15 protein-coding genes are annotated in these 15,397 nt (G+C 64.2%); 4 read left to right on the forward strand and 11 right to left on the reverse strand.

All coding sequences use genetic code 11. From position 1 onward, the window contains the following. Positions 1–2: 2 nt before the first annotated feature. The gene (locus BW970_RS06160; RefSeq protein ID WP_028030036.1) at positions 3–434 is read right to left on the reverse strand and encodes an Lrp/AsnC family transcriptional regulator; all 432 of its coding nucleotides are present in this window, start codon (positions 432–434) and stop codon (positions 3–5) included. A gap of 225 nt (positions 435–659) precedes the next feature. Here BW970_RS06160 and BW970_RS06165 point away from each other — a divergent pair, with 225 nt between their 5' ends. Further along, entirely contained in the window at positions 660–1,697 is a 1,038-nt protein-coding gene (locus BW970_RS06165; RefSeq protein ID WP_076529536.1) for a type III PLP-dependent enzyme domain-containing protein, read from the forward strand. 48 nt (positions 1,698–1,745) lie between these two features. On the opposite strand, the gene BW970_RS06170 is transcribed toward BW970_RS06165, so the two are convergent. The 3 genes from BW970_RS06170 to BW970_RS06180 all read right to left on the reverse strand — a co-directional run bounded on the left by BW970_RS06170 (position 1,746) and on the right by BW970_RS06180 (position 6,059). Continuing rightward, complete coding sequence (locus BW970_RS06170; RefSeq protein ID WP_076529537.1) at positions 1,746–2,618, reverse strand: 4-(cytidine 5'-diphospho)-2-C-methyl-D-erythritol kinase; 873 nt, start codon at positions 2,616–2,618, stop codon at positions 1,746–1,748. Further along, positions 2,615–4,315 carry a tetratricopeptide repeat protein gene (locus BW970_RS06175; protein WP_076529538.1) on the reverse strand — a complete coding sequence of 567 codons (1,701 nt, stop codon included), beginning with the start codon at positions 4,313–4,315 and terminating at the stop codon, positions 2,615–2,617. Before BW970_RS06175 ends, BW970_RS06170 begins: the two co-directional genes overlap by 4 nt. Before the next feature lie 91 nt (positions 4,316–4,406). Further along, positions 4,407–6,059, reverse strand: a complete 1,653-nt coding sequence (locus tag BW970_RS06180; RefSeq protein ID WP_076529539.1) for an electron transfer flavoprotein-ubiquinone oxidoreductase — start codon at positions 6,057–6,059, stop codon at positions 4,407–4,409. A 337-nt stretch (positions 6,060–6,396) separates the two neighbouring features. Here BW970_RS06180 and greA point away from each other — a divergent pair, with 337 nt between their 5' ends. Continuing rightward, positions 6,397–6,867 carry a transcription elongation factor GreA gene (greA, locus tag BW970_RS06185; RefSeq protein WP_076529540.1) on the forward strand — a complete coding sequence of 157 codons (471 nt, stop codon included), beginning with the start codon at positions 6,397–6,399 and terminating at the stop codon, positions 6,865–6,867. A 26-nt stretch (positions 6,868–6,893) separates the two neighbouring features. Beyond that, positions 6,894–7,913 carry a hypothetical protein gene (locus tag BW970_RS06190; protein ID WP_076529541.1) on the forward strand — a complete coding sequence of 340 codons (1,020 nt, stop codon included), beginning with the start codon at positions 6,894–6,896 and terminating at the stop codon, positions 7,911–7,913. Between the two features lie 81 nt (positions 7,914–7,994). Here the strand turns inward: BW970_RS06190 and BW970_RS06195 are convergent, their stop codons facing one another. From BW970_RS06195 to BW970_RS06225, 7 genes are read right to left on the reverse strand one after another with little or no spacing between them, the layout of a single operon-like run. Then, positions 7,995–8,855, reverse strand: coding sequence for a lysophospholipid acyltransferase family protein (locus BW970_RS06195; protein ID WP_076529542.1), 861 nt, complete (start codon positions 8,853–8,855; stop codon positions 7,995–7,997). After that, positions 8,852–9,121 (reverse strand): HPr family phosphocarrier protein, encoded by a 270-nt coding sequence (locus BW970_RS06200; RefSeq protein WP_076529543.1) that lies wholly within the window; start codon positions 9,119–9,121, stop codon positions 8,852–8,854. Before BW970_RS06200 ends, BW970_RS06195 begins: the two co-directional genes overlap by 4 nt. Continuing rightward, positions 9,118–9,558: a PTS sugar transporter subunit IIA gene (locus BW970_RS06205; RefSeq protein ID WP_229740460.1), complete on the reverse strand. Its 441-nt coding sequence runs from the start codon at positions 9,556–9,558 to the stop codon at positions 9,118–9,120. The genes BW970_RS06200 and BW970_RS06205 overlap by 4 nt, the downstream gene beginning before the upstream one ends. After that, positions 9,558–10,469 (reverse strand): RNase adapter RapZ, encoded by a 912-nt coding sequence (rapZ, locus tag BW970_RS06210; protein WP_076529544.1) that lies wholly within the window; start codon positions 10,467–10,469, stop codon positions 9,558–9,560. The genes BW970_RS06205 and rapZ overlap by 1 nt, the downstream gene beginning before the upstream one ends. 3 nt (positions 10,470–10,472) lie before the next feature. Continuing rightward, a complete protein-coding gene (locus BW970_RS06215; protein ID WP_229740459.1) occupies positions 10,473–10,880 on the reverse strand; it encodes an HPr kinase/phosphorylase in 408 nt (135 codons plus the stop codon). A gap of 17 nt (positions 10,881–10,897) precedes the next feature. Next, positions 10,898–12,637 (reverse strand): sensor N-terminal transmembrane domain-containing protein, encoded by a 1,740-nt coding sequence (locus BW970_RS06220; protein WP_076529546.1) that lies wholly within the window; start codon positions 12,635–12,637, stop codon positions 10,898–10,900. Next, positions 12,634–13,335, reverse strand: a complete 702-nt coding sequence (locus BW970_RS06225) for a response regulator transcription factor (protein ID WP_076529547.1) — start codon at positions 13,333–13,335, stop codon at positions 12,634–12,636. The genes BW970_RS06220 and BW970_RS06225 overlap by 4 nt, the downstream gene beginning before the upstream one ends. A 338-nt stretch (positions 13,336–13,673) precedes the next feature. Here BW970_RS06225 and BW970_RS06230 point away from each other — a divergent pair, with 338 nt between their 5' ends. Further along, complete coding sequence (locus BW970_RS06230) at positions 13,674–15,272, forward strand: phosphoenolpyruvate carboxykinase (protein ID WP_076529548.1); 1,599 nt, start codon at positions 13,674–13,676, stop codon at positions 15,270–15,272. The last annotated feature ends 125 nt before the right edge of the window (positions 15,273–15,397 follow it).

Genomic DNA, 15,397 nt, shown 5'->3' on the forward strand with positions numbered 1-15,397 from the left:
CCTCACACCGCCCGGTCAATCCGCGTCGACAGATGAATCAGCGATTCCGACGACTTCACCCCTGACATCTGCCCGATGCGGTCCAGCACCTCGTCGAGTGCGGCGGTGCTGGGGGCGGCGACTTGCAGCAGCAGGTCGAAGCGGCCCGAGGTGGAATGAGCCACCTCGACCTCGGGCACCGTCTTGAGCCGCGTAAGGATGCCGGCTTGCGACCGGGGTTCGATCGTCAGCAGGATGGTGGCGCGGATGCGGGCGGCCTTGGCGGCCTCGCCCAGCTTCAGGGTGTAACCGGCGATGACGCCCGTCGTCTCCAGCCGTTCCAGCCGGGCCTGTACGGTCGAGCGCGCAACCTTCAAGCGCCGCGCGAGTGTCGCCACCGACATGCGGGCATCCGCGCTGAGCAAGCCCAGAATGGTTCGATCCATGTCATCCACGTAACACCTCGCAATTTGACCGGCAATCTCGGCGATATAACGACATCTCACAGCATTTCATAGGTTTTCTTCGCAGCTTTGATGCCTCATATGCCCCGCACGAAGTTTCAGGAAAAGGGCGGCTCATACGCACCTGGCCTGGTTGGATGAAACGCACACGCGCGTTCCCCAACCCGTTGTCCGGGGCAAGGAGGCTGCGTTCTGTTGGCCCGAAAGGATGTGCCGATGGGACTGTCCAAGACCATATGGTCGAAACCCGCCGAATACCTGTCGCAGTGTCGGCCACAGGCGCCGGTGATGTTCTTTGCGCCCGGCATCCTGCACGATACGGCGCGACGGTTCATCGACGGCTTTCCCGGCCTTGTCAGCTATGCGGTCAGTGCGAACCCGCAGGATGTGGTGATCGAAAATCTGGCAGCGGCTGGCCTGCGCGGGTTTGATGTCACCTCGCGTGCCGAAATGCTGCTGATCCGCCGCCTCGCCCCCGAAGCCGCGATACATTGCGCCACCCCGATTCGCCGCCGGTCAGAGATTGCTGCAGCGGTGGCCTTGGGCCTGCGGTCCTATACGGTGGACAATGCATCGGATCTGACCCGGCTGATCGACCTAGTTCCGGCGCGTGGCGCCGGGATTTCGGTGCGTGTCCGGGTGCCACAGCCAGGAGCCGTCGCTGATGCTGGCTTAGGGTTCAGCGGATCGCCGGATTTGGCCGCCGAGCTTCTGGGCCGTATCGCCACCGCAGGTTTCGCTCCGTCGCTGACCTGCCAGCCCGATGCCCGAAGCACGGATCCGACAGTCTGGGAGACCCATATCCGCACCGCTGCCGAGATCGCCGGGGCAGCCGATGTCACGCTTGCCCGGCTGAACCTGTGCGGCACCTTTCCCGCCGACCGATTGAACGGATCAGATCGGGATACGGATACGAGCTTTGGGCGGATCGACAAGGCGGCGGCGGTGTTTGGCGCATCCCGCCCCGTACTGGTCTGCAATCCGGGGGGCGCGATGGTTGCCGACTCCTTCACCCTGGCCGCCCGCGCCCCGACGGTGGTCGATGACCGCCCCCTTCCGGCGCCAGACGGCGCATTTCTGGCGGCCCAGATACCGCTGCGCGCTGGCGCCAGTCGTCAATCGGTCGAGCGGCTGCCCGGCGCCAACGGAGATTACGTCTTGTTTCGCGGGATGGGGGCCGGGCCGGCATCCACCACCGCCTGTGGCGGACCCTATGGCGATACAGGGATCGAAACGGTGCTGTCGATGGGCTGATCGGGCCAGCCTGCCCGACAGGGGCAGGTCCGGCACCGGGCCACGGGATCAGACCCCTGCCGTTGGCTCCGCCTGATCCGCATCGCCAAGCCGGGTCGCTGCCACCCACCACTCCGGGCAGGCGCGGCGCAACAGGCCAGCTGCATCGGACGCGGCGGCAGCAGTGGCAAACAGGGCAAAGCATGTCGCCCCGGACCCGGACATGCGCGCCAGAAGCACATCGGGCAGCCCGGACAGACGCGCAAGCACGGCGCCAATCGCGGGGGCGACGGCGACGGCGGCGGCTTCCAGATCATTGCGGTGGCGCCGCAACCATTCGGCCAGGTCCGGGGCATCGGCGCAACGCGGCACCACGGCGGGCATGGGCGCGCCGTCACGACGTGTCAGCGCCGCGAATACGGCAGGGGTGGGCACCGCGATACGTGGATTGGCCAGCACCGCCCATAGCGGTGGCAGCGGAGGCACCGGAGACAGATATTCGCCGATCCCTTGCATCCGGCAACTGCGCCCGTACAGACAGACCGGAACATCCGCCCCAAGCGCCAGTATCTGGGCTTCGCCGGGTGCGGGGCGCCCCCACAGCCGCGCCAGTGCCCGGACAGTCGCCGCCGCATCCGCCGACCCCCCCCCGATGCCCGAAGCGAGTGGCAAACGCTTGTCCAGGGTGATCCGCGCGCCCTGCCCGGTCATCCCGAACGCAGCAGCGGCCCGCAGCACCAGATTGTCGGTCCCGACCGCAAGCCCCGCGCCTTCGGGACCGATGACCTGCAAGGACAGGCGGTCGGCCGGGGCAAAGCTCAGATGATCGCCCATGTCGGCAAACGTGACCAGACTGTCGAGCAGATGATACCCGTCCGCCCTTCGCCCGGTGACATGAAGCGTCAGGTTGATCTTGGCAGGCGCCAGAACCGTCAGCGTCATTTCCGGCCGCGTTCGGACAGGGCGGGCAGCCCTTCCTCGGCCAGGACGTCATCAAGCCCGATTTCCAGCTTGCGCCGGATGCGGGCGGCATCCTGTTCGGTCGGCCCAAAGGACAGCGCGCGGTGCCACTGGAACCGTGCCTCGCTCAGGCGCCCCACGGCCCAATAGACATCGCCCAGATGGTCAGTGACAATCGGATCCACCGGCATCAGCAGCGACGCCCGCTCCATCTGGATCACCGCCTCGTCGTAGCGGCCAGTCAGGAAATAGCCCCATGCCAGGGAATCGATGATGTAGCCATCATCGGGCCGCTGTGCCACGGCGCGTTCGATCATGCCAAGCGCCTCTGGGATCTTGTCGTTGCGATCAAGCAGCGAATACCCCAGATAGTTCAGCACCTGCGGTTGCTCGGGCCGCAATTCCAGCGCCTTGCGAAAATCCGGCTCTGCCTTGTCCCATTGTTTCGCCTGCTCCCATGCAATGCCGCGAGAGTAGTACAGGCCCCAATGACGCTCATCCGGGGCATCCACCAGGCTGATGGCGCGGGAATAGGCATCGGCGGCATCGGCGTACCGTTCTTCGCGGCGCAGCAGATCGCCCAGGGCGACATGAACCGACAGATACTGGCCGTGGCTGCGGACCAGGTCTTCGGCCGCGGCGATCGCATCGGCCTTGCGGTCAAGCTTGTACAACGCCTGCGTCTTGCCGGTCGCCGCAGCCAGATGGGCGGGCCTGTCCGTACCGATCCTGTCATAGGCGGCGATGGCCAGTTCCTCTTGCCCCAAAGCGTCAAGGACAGCCGCCGACAACAATATGGCATCGGCATGGTCGGCACGCAGGAATTCGGCCATGCGGGCATGTACCAGAGTCTGGAGATCCGGCGCGTCGCCCTGAAAGACGACCGCCAGAACATAGAACACCTCGGCCATGCCGTCGCGGGGGCTGCGAACCGTATCAAAGGGGACCGGCGCCTCGGCCCGCAACCCAGCCCGCAGCGCATCAAGTTCCGGGTCGGTCGCAGAGGCGCCGAACAGATCATCCAGCCGGGCCAGCGCGGCATCATCGCGATCAAGCTGCGACAACACCTGTGCATGGGCAAAGACCGCCCGACGCATCCCCATCAGCGGGTTCTGGGCATCGCGGAACAGGGCATCGGCCCCTTCGAAATCGCCCACCATCCCCAGCGCGAGCGCCTTGTGATACAGCCCGAACACCTCAAGGCCCTGTGTCTTCGACAATTTGTCGAATTCTTCCAGCGCCTGCGCCATGCTGCCCGCGCCAAGATGCGCCCAACCGCGCACCAGGGGATCTATGACAGGCCCAAGAATCCGCACCTCGGGATCCGCCAGATCGGCCAGCACCTGCGCGTAATCTTCCTGCACCAGCGTCGCGGTCAGCAACGTCATCGCAGCGATCTGGCTTTGCGCCCCAAGGCTGGCCAGACGGCGCGCCACCGGAACAGCACTGTCAAACTCCCCAAGGCCCACATAGGCCGTGATCAGCGCATCCAGCAGTTCGGGATTTGTCGCATCCTGTCCCAGCGCCCTGACCAGATAATCGCGCGCCGGTGCGAAATCCGTGGCGATATCTGCCGAACGGGCCGCCAGATAGGCTCCGGCCAGTTCGGCGCGGGCCGGAACCGGAAATATGGCAGCCAGGGCGCCAGCAAGGGCAAGGGCAATACGGGCTCGTCGCATCGGGGGCAAAGCGGTTCTCCGGTCGGTCGCCCCCGAAGCTAGAGGCCCTTCGACGCCAAGGCAATCCGCCCCGGCGCCGTTCACGCAGGCGTCACATGTTGGGATAGTTCGGCCCGTCCCCGCCCTGCGGCGTGGTCCAGTTGATGTTCTGGCTGGGATCCTTGATGTCGCAGGTCTTGCAGTGCACGCAGTTCTGGAAATTGATCTGGAACCGCGCCTCGGCCCCTTCGCCGATCACTTCGTAGACCCCGGCCGGGCAATAGCGCTGCGCCGGTTCGGCATATTCTGGCAGGTTCACTGCGATCGGGATCGACGGATCCTTCAGCTTCAGATGCGCAGGCTGGCTTTCCTCGTGGTTGGTAAAGCTGAAGGCGACGTTCGTCAGCCGGTCGAACGACAGCACCCCATCGGGGCGCGGATAGTCGATAGGCTTGAAATCCTTCGCCTTGCCGGTCGAGGCCGCATCGGTCTTGCCATGCTTGAGGGTGCCGAACAGCGACAGGCCGGTCAGTGCATTGGTCCACATGTCGAACCCGCCCAGCGGCAAGGCTGCGGCCAGACCCAGCTTGGACCACAGCGGCTTCATGTTGCGGACAGGCTTGAGATCCTTGGCAATCGGGCCGCTGCGCACATCGGTTTCGTATCCGGTCAGCTCGTCGCCCTGACGGCCCGCCTTGATGGCGGCATGGGCAGCTTCCGCCGCGGTCTTGCCCGACAGCATGGCGTTGTGGTTGCCCTTGATGCGCGGCACGTTGACCATGCCCGCCGAACACCCCAGCAGCGCCACGCCCGGCGCCACCAGCTTGGGCAGGCTCTGCCAGCCGCCCTCGGTGATCGCCCGCGACCCATAGGCCACGCGCTTGCCGCCCTTCAACAGGTCGGCCACCATGGGATGGTGCTTGAACCGCTGGAATTCCATATAGGGGAAAAGATAGGGGTTCTTGTAGTTCAGGTGAACCACAAATCCGACATAAACCTGATTGTTCTCAAGGTGATAGATGAAGCTTCCACCCCCGGCGGCGTTGCCAAGGGGCCAGCCCATCGTATGGGTCACGGTGCCTTCGCGGTGCTTGTCCGGGTCGATTTCCCAGATTTCCTTGATGCCGATGCCGAATTTCTGCGGCTCCTTCCCGGCAGAGAGATCGTATTTCGCAATCACCTCTTTCGACAGGCTGCCCCGAACCCCTTCGCCCAACAGGACATATTTGCCCAGCAGTTCCATGCCCGGCTCGTACTGCGGTCCGGGAGTGCCATCGGCGTTCAGGCCCATTTCGCCCGCGACCACACCCTTGACCTCGCCGCCCGGCCCATAGACCAGCGCGCTACAGGCCATGCCGGGGAACACCTCGACCCCCAGTGCCTCGGCTTGCTCTGCCATCCAGCGGCAGACATTGCCCATGCTGACGATATAATTGCCGTGGTTGTGCATGAACGGCGGCATCGGCCAGTTCGGAATGCGCAACGATCCCGCCTCGCCAAGGATCAGGAAATTGTCATGGCGCACAGGAACGGTGATCGGGGCGCCGCGCTCTTTCCAGTCGGGAATCAGCGCATCAAGGCCCGAGGGGTCCAGAACCGCCCCCGACAGGATATGCGCGCCGACCTCTGACCCCTTTTCCAGCAACACGACCGACAGATCGGGATCCAGTTGTTTCAGGCGGATGGCCGCCGACAGGCCCGCTGGCCCGCCGCCTACGATGACCACATCGTATTCCATCGACTCGCGTTCGATCGCTTCCGCCATTCCTGCCTCCGTGTCGGGTCGCGCGCCCGTGCGCGTGGGTTCATGCTGGCGCCTTGCTACCGAAGGGGGCGGCGGCGGTCAATCGTGACGCAACATCATTGCGCCACAAGCAATTCCAGCGACATTCTTGTCTGCACCCCGCCTGGCGCGGACAGGGCCCGCACGGCGCCCGCCCAAGACACGGCCACACGCGCCCATCGGCGCCGCGCCGCAGCCAGCCAGCGCCCGTTGGCAAGGGGCTTGCATTCGCATCGCGCAGGGGTCAGGTATTGGAAAAGACCGTCAGGCGCCGCACCCCTTTTTCGGGGCGGCGCCTGTCTACACCAAGGGGCCGAAGATGGAAAAGATCCCGATGACCCGGTCAGGGTTCGACACGCTGGACGCAGAACTGCGGCAGCTGAAATCCGCAGAACGCCCGGCCGTGATCCGCGCCATCGCGGAGGCGCGCGAACATGGCGATCTGTCCGAGAATGCAGAATACCACGCCGCTCGGGAAAAGCAGAGCTTCATCGAAGGCCGGATCAAGGAGCTGGAATCGATTCTGGGCAGGGCCGAGGTGATCGACACCGCGCGGCTGTCGGGGTCGATCAAGTTTGGCGCCCGCATCACCATCGTGGATGAGGATACCGAAGAAGAGCACCATTATCAGATCGTGGGCGAAGCCGAAGCCGACATCGAGCGTGGCCTGCTGAACATCCGATCCCCCCTTGCCCGCGCCCTGATCGGCAAAGACGAAGGTGACAGCGTCGAAGTCCGCACCCCCGGCGGGGAACGCAGCTACGAGGTGATCTCGGTCCGCTACGAATAGGCGGCTCCCGAAACAGGAGGCCCCGCATGACCGACCCTAGACCGGATCGTCCGACAACGCTGGGCGCAGCGGTGCCGCGCGCAGATGCGCCAAGGATCACCCTTACAGAAATCGTCGCCGGGTTGCTGAGCCTGATCTGGCTTGGCGTGGTGATCGGCTGGTTCACGCTGACCGGACCCGCCGATGGTGACGCATCGGCCAGCGGGGCGCGCGACGGGTTTATCCTGAAGCTCTTCGTGGTCTTTCTGCCGATCGCGCTGATATGGGTCGCTGCCGTAACGTCCCGCACCATCCGCGATCTGAAGGACGAGGCCCGCCGCCTTCAGGTGGCGGTCGATGCGATGCGCCACAGCTATGTCCAGCAACAACAGGCCGCCGCTGCCGCGACCCGGCCCAGCGTGGAAAAACGGCTGGACGAGATCGCGGCATCGACGAAACAGGCCGAAACCGCCATCGTTACCTTCACCTCGTCGCGCCGCGATGGGGCTTTGGCCATGCGGCAGCCCCCTGCTCCGCCGCCACAGGTCGAGCAACCGGGGCTGGCCCTTGACCAGCCACCCGAGGATCAACGCCCGCCCATCGCGGTGGATGAATTCATCCGCGCGCTGAACTTTCCCGACAATGCCGAGGACAAGGAGGGATTTCGCTGCCTGCGCCTGGCACTGGAAGACCGCGAGGCGGCGCGGCTGATCCGCGCGGCACAGGATGTGCTGACCCTGCTGGCGCAAGACGGAATTTATGTCGATGACCTGCGCCCCGACCGCGCAAAACCCGAGGTATGGCGCAGGTTTGCCGCCGGCGAGCGCGGGCGGGCCATCGCGGCCTTGGGCGGGATCCGGGATCGGTCCTCCATCGCGCTGACCGCTGGCCGGATGCGCAACGATACGATCTTTCGGGACGCATCGCATCATTTCCTGCGCCAGTTCGACCGCAGCTTTCAAGTCTTCGAGAAAAGCGCGACCGATCAGGACATTGCCGAACTGGCCGATACCCGCACCGCCCGCGCCTTCATGCTGTTCGGGCGCGTGACAGGTGTGTTCGACTGAATCGCCGGGACCGGCGGGATCGCCCGTGGCCGCACGACCCCGGCCCCCGCGCCCAAGAGCAGGTCTGTCACCGCGAAGGCTTCACGGGGTGAGGGACAATGTCCGCTCGCGCAGCATGGCCAGCCAGCCGCGCGGATCGGCGGACCAAGGGGCAATCTCCTGCGCGGGGATCGGCTCACCGATGACCGGCCGCTGCGGCTTGTTCAATGCCGCGCGGATTTCGTTCAGCAGCAAGCTCTGACGCAGGGTTGCCGAGGTTCTGGCCGCCCATTGATAGGCGCGGGTGTTCTGTCCGGGAAAGTGGATCGGCAGCACCGAAGCCCCCGAGCGCATCACCATCTTGGCCGTGAACGGGTTCCACTCCGCCTCGACCGCCGGTCCCATCCATGTATCGGAATGGGCAACCCGGCCGGCCGGAAACAGCACGATGCAGCCCCCCGCCCTGAGCACCCGCATACATTCGGCGCGCATCGCAAGGCTTTCCTCGCGGGCGTTCTCCTCGTGCGGAAAAGGAACCGGCAGCATGAACTCTGCGATTTCGGGAATGCCGGTCAGCAGGGAGCGCGTCAGAATCTTGTAGTCCTGCCGCACCTGTCCGACCAGCCATGCGAGAACCATGCCATCAACCAGACCATGCGGATGATTGGCGACGACAACCAGCGGGCCGGTGGCCGGGATCCGGGCGATCTCGTGTGGCGGGGTCTGCACGTCGATCCCCATGACCTCCAGCGCCTGAGGCCAGAATGTCTGCCCGACGGGGGCGCCCTGCCGTTCGAACCTGCGGATCAGCGACAGCAACCTGGGCTTGGCCGTCAGCCATTCGATCGTGCGGATCGTGCCCGATTTCCAAGGGTTGGTGAAGGTTCCGGCATAGCTCAGGCGGCGCTTGTCATAGGGCTTGGGCGGTGACAGCGACGGAACCTCTGTGCCGGCCAATTTCACGCGTCCTCGCCAAAGCGGTTGGCAACCAGATGTTCCAGCGCCTTTGCCAGCGCCTCGGCCTCGGCGCCTGATGTCTCAACCTCGATGGTGGTGCCCTTGTGCGCGCCCAGCATCAACAACCCCATGATCGAATCGCCGGAAACCCGCATTCCGTCGCGGCTAACCATGGCAGTGGCATCGAACCCCTCGACCTGTTCGACAAAGCGGGCCGATGCGCGGGCGTGCAGCCCTTTTTCGTTCACAATACGCAAGCTGCGGGTGATCATGCGCGCACCTCTCCAGAGCCGAGTTCCCGGCCATCTATATATTTGCGTCCAGCAACAAGCGCAGCCTGGGCCGCAGCGTCCAGCGGCAGGTGGCGGGACTGCGCAAGTTTCAGCAGCATCGGCACGTTGGCCCCTGTCAGGATATGGCGCGGGGCGGGGCCGCGCACCGCCTGGCACAGGTTGGCGGGAGAGCTGCCATGCAGATCGACCACCACCACCACACCATGCCCATCGTCAACCGCATCGGCGGCGGCCCGAATCTCAGCGCCCTTTGCCTGCCTGTCATAGTCGGGATCTATGCTGATCGCGCGCACGCCTGCCAGCTTGCCGACCACATGTTCGACAGCCGCCAGCAATTCGCGCGCGAGACCGCCATGGGCCACGACCACAATTCCGATTTCACCCGGCTTGTCCAAACCCATAACGGACTGGCCCATCACCTGTCACCCTGCCCACGTCCCGCCAGGGGCTGGGCGCCCGATGGCGCCCTCTCCAGCTCCCGGTGGCGGCGGGAAATCTGCCATCCGGCCTGCTCTAGGGTATCGCCCAGTTTTTCTGCAACTGCAACAGACCTGTGCTGCCCGCCTGTGCATCCGAAACCTATCGTCAGATGTGCCTTGCCTTCCTCGATATGCGCGGGCAGCAACATGCCGATCAGACCCCCGACACGATCAAAGAATTCGGCAAACCGCGAATCGCCGGCAACATAGGTTGCCACCTCGGGGCTGCGGCCATCCAGCTTGCGCAGCGCGGGCACCCAATAGGGATTGCGCAGGAACCGGCAGTCGAACACCATATCGACACCACGCGGAACGCCACGCTTGTAGCTGAAGGATTGCAGCGATACCGCCATGCGCTGCGCCGGTGTTGCCCCCATCCATGTCGCCACTTCGGCCTTGAGATCGTGGGGGGTGAAATCCGACGTGTCGATCAGCAGATCGGCCCGCACCTTGACCGGCGCCAGCAGATCGGTTTCCCGCAGGATGCCCGTCAAGGGCGGCTCTGCCGGAAACAGCGGATGGCGGCGGCGGGTTTCCGAATAGCGCCGCTCCAGCACCTCGATGCGGCAATCGAGAAACATCACCTCAAGCGCAACACGCGGATCGGCGGTCAGCGTGTCAATCAGCTCGATCAAGGCCGAGGACGAGAAATCGCGGTTTCGGACATCCACCCCCAGAGCGATCGACCGGCCCAGCGGCGGCCCGTCCAGCAGACGGGGGATCAGCGACAACGGAAGGTTGTCGATGGTTTCGCAGCCCAGATCCTCCAACGCGCTGATAGCCGTGGACCGCCCGGCGCCCGAGGGGCCAGTGACCAGGATCAGACGTTGTTGCGTGACATCCGACATGGATCAATCCTTGCGACCCATTAGGATATAGTGGCGGATCGCCGCCGCAAAATGCCCGCTCACGGGACCGTGGACAACCTCCACCGCATGATTATGCAACAGCATGTTGCGCCGCTGCGGCAGACGGGCGGTTTCGGCCTGCCCCAGATCCACCGCCAGCACGATCTGCGCCTGCGGTTGCAGCGCCGCATTCAACAGCCCGATTCCGCGCGCCTCGATCAAGGCGGGCAATCCGGGGGGGGCCGTGGCGCACAGCCGCGCCCCGTCGCGGTTCAACAGGACACGATCATCGGCCACCAATGCGGCCCCAAGCGCCATGAGTTGCAGCGCAAGCGCGGACTTGCCAGAACCGGAAGGGCCAAGGATCAGCGCACCGCGGTCTCCGAAAGCGATGCAGGTGGCATGAATCACCTGCCCTGGCCCCTCTGTCACACCGGCAGACCCACCACAAAGCGCGCGCCCAGCGGATCCGAGGTCGCATCATCATCGGTCGGCCGGATGTTCTCGGCCCAGATGACCCCGGCATGAGCCTCGACGATCTGTTTCGAGATCGACAGGCCAAGGCCCGAATTGTTCCCGAAATGGGTGGCGGGGCGATCAGAATAGAACCGTTTGAAGATCTTGGTCAGCGCCTGTTCAGGTATGCCCGGCCCGGTATCTTCGACCACGATCAGGACGCGATTGTCACGCCGGCGGGCCCAGACTCGGACGGCATCGCCTTCGTCGCAAAAGGAAATCGCATTGGTGATCAGGTTGACGAACACCTGGGCCAGCCGCTCTTCGAGACCATGAATCAGGATCGGTTCGGCGGGCAGGTCGGTGATATAATCCACGCCCTTTTCCGCAGCCTGTTGGGCCAGATGCTGATTGATGTTGTTCAAGGTGCGGATAAGGTTGAATTCCTCTTGCTCTTCCTTGACCAGTTCGCTGTCCAGCCGCGAAGCGTTCGAAATGTCGCTGACCAGACGGTCCAGACGGCGCACGTCATGTTCGAGAACATCCAGCAGACGTTCGCGCTGTTCGTCCTTTCGCACCATTCGCAAGGAGCCAACCGCCGAGCGCAACGAGGCCAGCGGATTCTTGATCTCATGCGCGACATCGGCGGCGAATTGTTCGTTCGCCTCGATCCGGTCGTAGAGTGCGGCAACCATCCCGCGCAGCGCGCCTGACAATCGGCCAATCTCGTCAGGGCGCGCGGTCAGGTCGGGAATGCGAATGCGGCCCGGCGCCATCTTGCGGGCGTTCCGGTCGCGACCCAGTTCCGCGGCTGCCGCCAGGTCGGACAACGGGTTGGCGATGGTCGAGGCCAGAACCAGGCTGAGCGCGATCGACACAAGCAAGGCCACGATGAACATGCGCAAGACCTGCTCACGCTCATTGCGCACCAGAAGATCCAGTTCTCCGGCGGCAGAGGTCACGGCAACGACGCCAAGAACCCCTCCATCCCGCAGAATCGGCGTGGCGACGGAAAACAACGTCGCGCCCTGGGCGTCCTGCCCGCTGCGCACCGTGGTGTTGCCGTGGCGTGCCGTTTCGACCAAGCCCTGCGCGAGAGTAGCGGAATCGAATCCCTGCCCCGGCGAGGACTGGCCCGGCATCAGGCGCGACACGCTGTCCCAGGCGGCGCTGAGCAGATCCGTCAGATAGGTGTTGCGCGACACCGGAGGCAGAACCGCCGGGGGCACATCTGCGCGCGGTCGCCCGACGGTCGAGGCGATCAGCGTGCCCGTGCGGTCATAGATGAACAGTTCGGTCCCCGGCGCAACTTCGATCCGCGCAAGGGTCAATGCGGCGACCGCCTCCTGGGTCGGCGCGTCCTGCATGGGGCCGGCAGTCTGCGGAAGCCGCGCCTCGACCGCCGAAGCGATCAGGCGGGCTTCGGTCACAAGACCGGCTTCGCGTTGCAGCACAAGGCTGTCGCGCGACGGGTTTAGGAACAGAACCCCCGCCACCAGCACGACCAGCGCCAACAGGTTGAACACCACGATCTTGCGCGCCAGAGGCGATCGGTTCGGCGACACGATGCTGCGCTTCTTGCGATCCGCGCGCAGTGCCGGATCGCTGGCGCCCTCGGGGTTTACCCAGTCCTCTCCCAGGACCACGCCACCCTGTTCCTGCCGTGGTGCAGGCGCCGATGCGGTAGTGTCGAAACGGCTGGCCAGGGTCATTCTTCGTTGTAGCGGTAGCCGATGCCATACAGCGTTTCGATCGCCGAGAATTCGGCGTCGACGCTGCGCATCTTCTTGCGCAGGCGCTTCACATGGCTGTCGATGGTGCGATCATCGACATAGACCTGATCGTCATAGGCCACGTCCATCAACTGATCGCGCGATTTCACAAAACCGGGACGCTGCGCCAGTGCCTGCAAAAGCAGGAACTCTGTCACCGTCAACGAGACGTCCTGACCTTTCCATGTCACCGAATGGCGCAAGGGATCCATGCGCAGGTGCCCGCGTTCCATCAGCTTGGATTCGTCCGTCGTCGGCGCATCGCCAGCCGCGATCGCCTCTTGCCGACGCAGCAACGCCCGGATGCGTTCGACCAGCAGACGCTGGCTGAACGGCTTCTTGACGTAATCATCCGCGCCCATGCGCAGGCCAAGAACCTCGTCGATCTCGTCATCCTTGGACGTCAGGAAGATCACCGGCATGTTGGTTTTCTGCCGCAGGCGCTGCAACAGGTCCATCCCGTCCATGCGGGGCATCTTGATGTCCAGCACAGCCATGTCGGGGAGGCGCCGGTTGAACGCGTCCAGGGCCGACTGGCCATCATTGTAGGTTTCCACTTCGAAGCCTTCGGCCTCAAGGGTCATGGATACCGAGGTCAGAATATTACGATCGTCGTCGACGAGGGCGATCCTTGACATGGTTTATCCTTGTACTGCTCACGTGCCTATTTTTTGCCACATTCTCCGTCTTTCGCCCCGGTGAATCAACCGTCAAGTACGAATCGCCCCGGCCTGCCACCCAAAGAACACTGAAAATTTCCAAACCAATGGCTAATTTGCCGCAGTTTATTGCGTGATTGCGCTAACCGCGGCGTGGTTGCGCTAACTGCGCCATTGCGTCCTGTTCCCCTCGACGGGCATCATGCTATAGCGCGCCCATCGCATCCTGCCGGGTTGCGAGCGGTGCAACATTTTCCTGACGCACCGTCTGTTCGGAATTCAGATCTTGCCGCCAGCGCGGCACGGGAGCCCTGCACATGGATCATGGACGCGTGAACCCAGCCCATACACTTGACGCTCAAGGTCTCACGGGGCTTGGCAACGTCTATTACAACCTGATCGAACCCGCACTGGTCGAGGCCGCTGTGGTCCGGGGCGAAGGCAGGCTGGGCAACGGTGGTGCGTTCCTGGTGTCCACCGGGCAATTCACCGGCCGCTCGCCGAAAGACAAGTTCGTGGTCCGCACGCCTTCGGTGGAAAATACCATCTGGTGGGAAAACAACGCCCCCATGGCCCCCGAGGCGTTCGACCTGCTCTATGCCGACATGGTCGCCCACATGAAGGGCCGCGACTATTTCGTTCAGGATCTGTATGCAGGCGCAGACCCCGCGCATCGGCTGGATGTCCGGGTCGTCAGTGAACTGGCCTGGCACAACCTGTTCATCCGCCACCTGCTGCGCCGTCCCGATGCCGCCGAGCTTGCCAGCTTCGTGCCGGAATGGACGATCATCAACTGCCCCAAGTTCAAGGCCGATCCCGCGCGCCACGGCTGCCGCACCGAAACGGTGATCGCGCTGAACTTCGACAAGAAGATCATCCTGATCGGCAACACCGAATATGCCGGCGAGAACAAGAAATCGGTGTTCACGCTGCTGAACTACCTGCTGCCCGAAAAAGGCATCATGCCGATGCACTGCTCGGCCAACCATGCGCCGGGCAACCCCGAGGAAACCGCCGTGTTCTTTGGCCTGTCGGGCACGGGCAAGACCACGCTGTCGGCCGATCCGAACCGCGTGCTGATCGGGGATGACGAACACGGCTGGTCGGACAACGGCACCTTCAACTTCGAAGGTGGCTGCTATGCAAAGACGATCAACCTGTCGGCCGAGGCAGAGCCCGAGATCTACGCGACCACCACCAAGTTCGCCACCGTGATCGAGAACATGGTGTTCGACCCCGACACGTTCGCTCTGGATTTCCAGGACAGCAGCCTGACCGAAAACATGCGCTGCGCCTATCCGCTGGACTATATCTCGAACGCCAGCGATACCGGCCTGGGTGGCCAGCCGAAGAACGTGATCCTGCTGACCTGCGATGCCTACGGCGTTCTGCCGCCGATCGCGCGTCTGACCTCGGCCCAGGCGATGTACCACTTCCTGTCGGGCTTCACCTCCAAGACCCCCGGCACCGAACGCGGCGTGGTCGAGCCGACCCCGACGTTCTCGACCTGCTTTGGCGCCCCCTTCATGCCGCGTCGGCCCGAAGTCTACGGCAAGCTGCTGCAACAGAAGATCAAGGACACCGGCGCCTCGTGCTGGCTGGTCAATACCGGCTGGACCGGCGGCGCCTTTGGCGCGGGCAAGCGGATGCCGATCAAGGCCACCCGCGCCCTGCTGACCGCCGCCCTGGACGGTTCGCTGAACAATGTCGAATTCCGCAAGGATCCGAACTTCGGCTTCGAGGTTCCCGTTGCGGTTCCCGGTGTTGACACCGCTTTGCTGGATCCGCGCGGCACCTGGGCCGACGCCTCGGCCTATGACGCGCAGGCGGCCAAGCTGGTCGGGATGTTCTCGAAGAACTTCGGCCAGTATGTTGCCCATATCGACGACGACGTGAAGGCGGCAGCCATCGGCTAGGCGGCGGCAGGCCCGCAGGTTCAGGGCCCCGCAGTCATCCGGCTGCGGGGCTTTTTCGTATTTCATGCAAGTTTGCGCGACCGGGGTTGGTCCGGGCGCGAAGCGGGCTACATCCGAACCAGCCA

This window comes from Gemmobacter megaterium (genome assembly GCF_900156815.1).
GTDB lineage: Bacteria > Pseudomonadota > Alphaproteobacteria > Rhodobacterales > Rhodobacteraceae > Wagnerdoeblera > Wagnerdoeblera megaterium.

What these genes read in the sequence shown, in the direction of transcription:
- BW970_RS06170 (WP_076529537.1), bottom strand. Translation starts at nt 2,618, where the DNA reads ATGACGCTGACGGTTCTGGCGCCTGCCAAGATCAACCTGACGCTTCAT.
- BW970_RS06180 (WP_076529539.1), bottom strand. Translation starts at nt 6,059, where the DNA reads ATGGCGGAAGCGATCGAACGCGAGTCGATGGAATACGATGTGGTCATC.
- BW970_RS06165 (WP_076529536.1), top strand. Translation starts at nt 660, where the DNA reads ATGGGACTGTCCAAGACCATATGGTCGAAACCCGCCGAATACCTGTCG.
- BW970_RS06230 (WP_076529548.1), top strand. Translation starts at nt 13,674, where the DNA reads ATGGATCATGGACGCGTGAACCCAGCCCATACACTTGACGCTCAAGGT.
- BW970_RS06175 (WP_076529538.1), bottom strand. Translation starts at nt 4,315, where the DNA reads ATGCGACGAGCCCGTATTGCCCTTGCCCTTGCTGGCGCCCTGGCTGCC.
- BW970_RS06225 (WP_076529547.1), bottom strand. Translation starts at nt 13,335, where the DNA reads ATGTCAAGGATCGCCCTCGTCGACGACGATCGTAATATTCTGACCTCG.
- BW970_RS06190 (WP_076529541.1), top strand. Translation starts at nt 6,894, where the DNA reads ATGACCGACCCTAGACCGGATCGTCCGACAACGCTGGGCGCAGCGGTG.
- BW970_RS06220 (WP_076529546.1), bottom strand. Translation starts at nt 12,637, where the DNA reads ATGACCCTGGCCAGCCGTTTCGACACTACCGCATCGGCGCCTGCACCA.
- rapZ (WP_076529544.1), bottom strand. Translation starts at nt 10,469, where the DNA reads ATGTCGGATGTCACGCAACAACGTCTGATCCTGGTCACTGGCCCCTCG.
- BW970_RS06200 (WP_076529543.1), bottom strand. Translation starts at nt 9,121, where the DNA reads ATGATCACCCGCAGCTTGCGTATTGTGAACGAAAAAGGGCTGCACGCC.
- greA (WP_076529540.1), top strand. Translation starts at nt 6,397, where the DNA reads ATGGAAAAGATCCCGATGACCCGGTCAGGGTTCGACACGCTGGACGCA.
- BW970_RS06205 (WP_229740460.1), bottom strand. Translation starts at nt 9,558, where the DNA reads ATGGGCCAGTCCGTTATGGGTTTGGACAAGCCGGGTGAAATCGGAATT.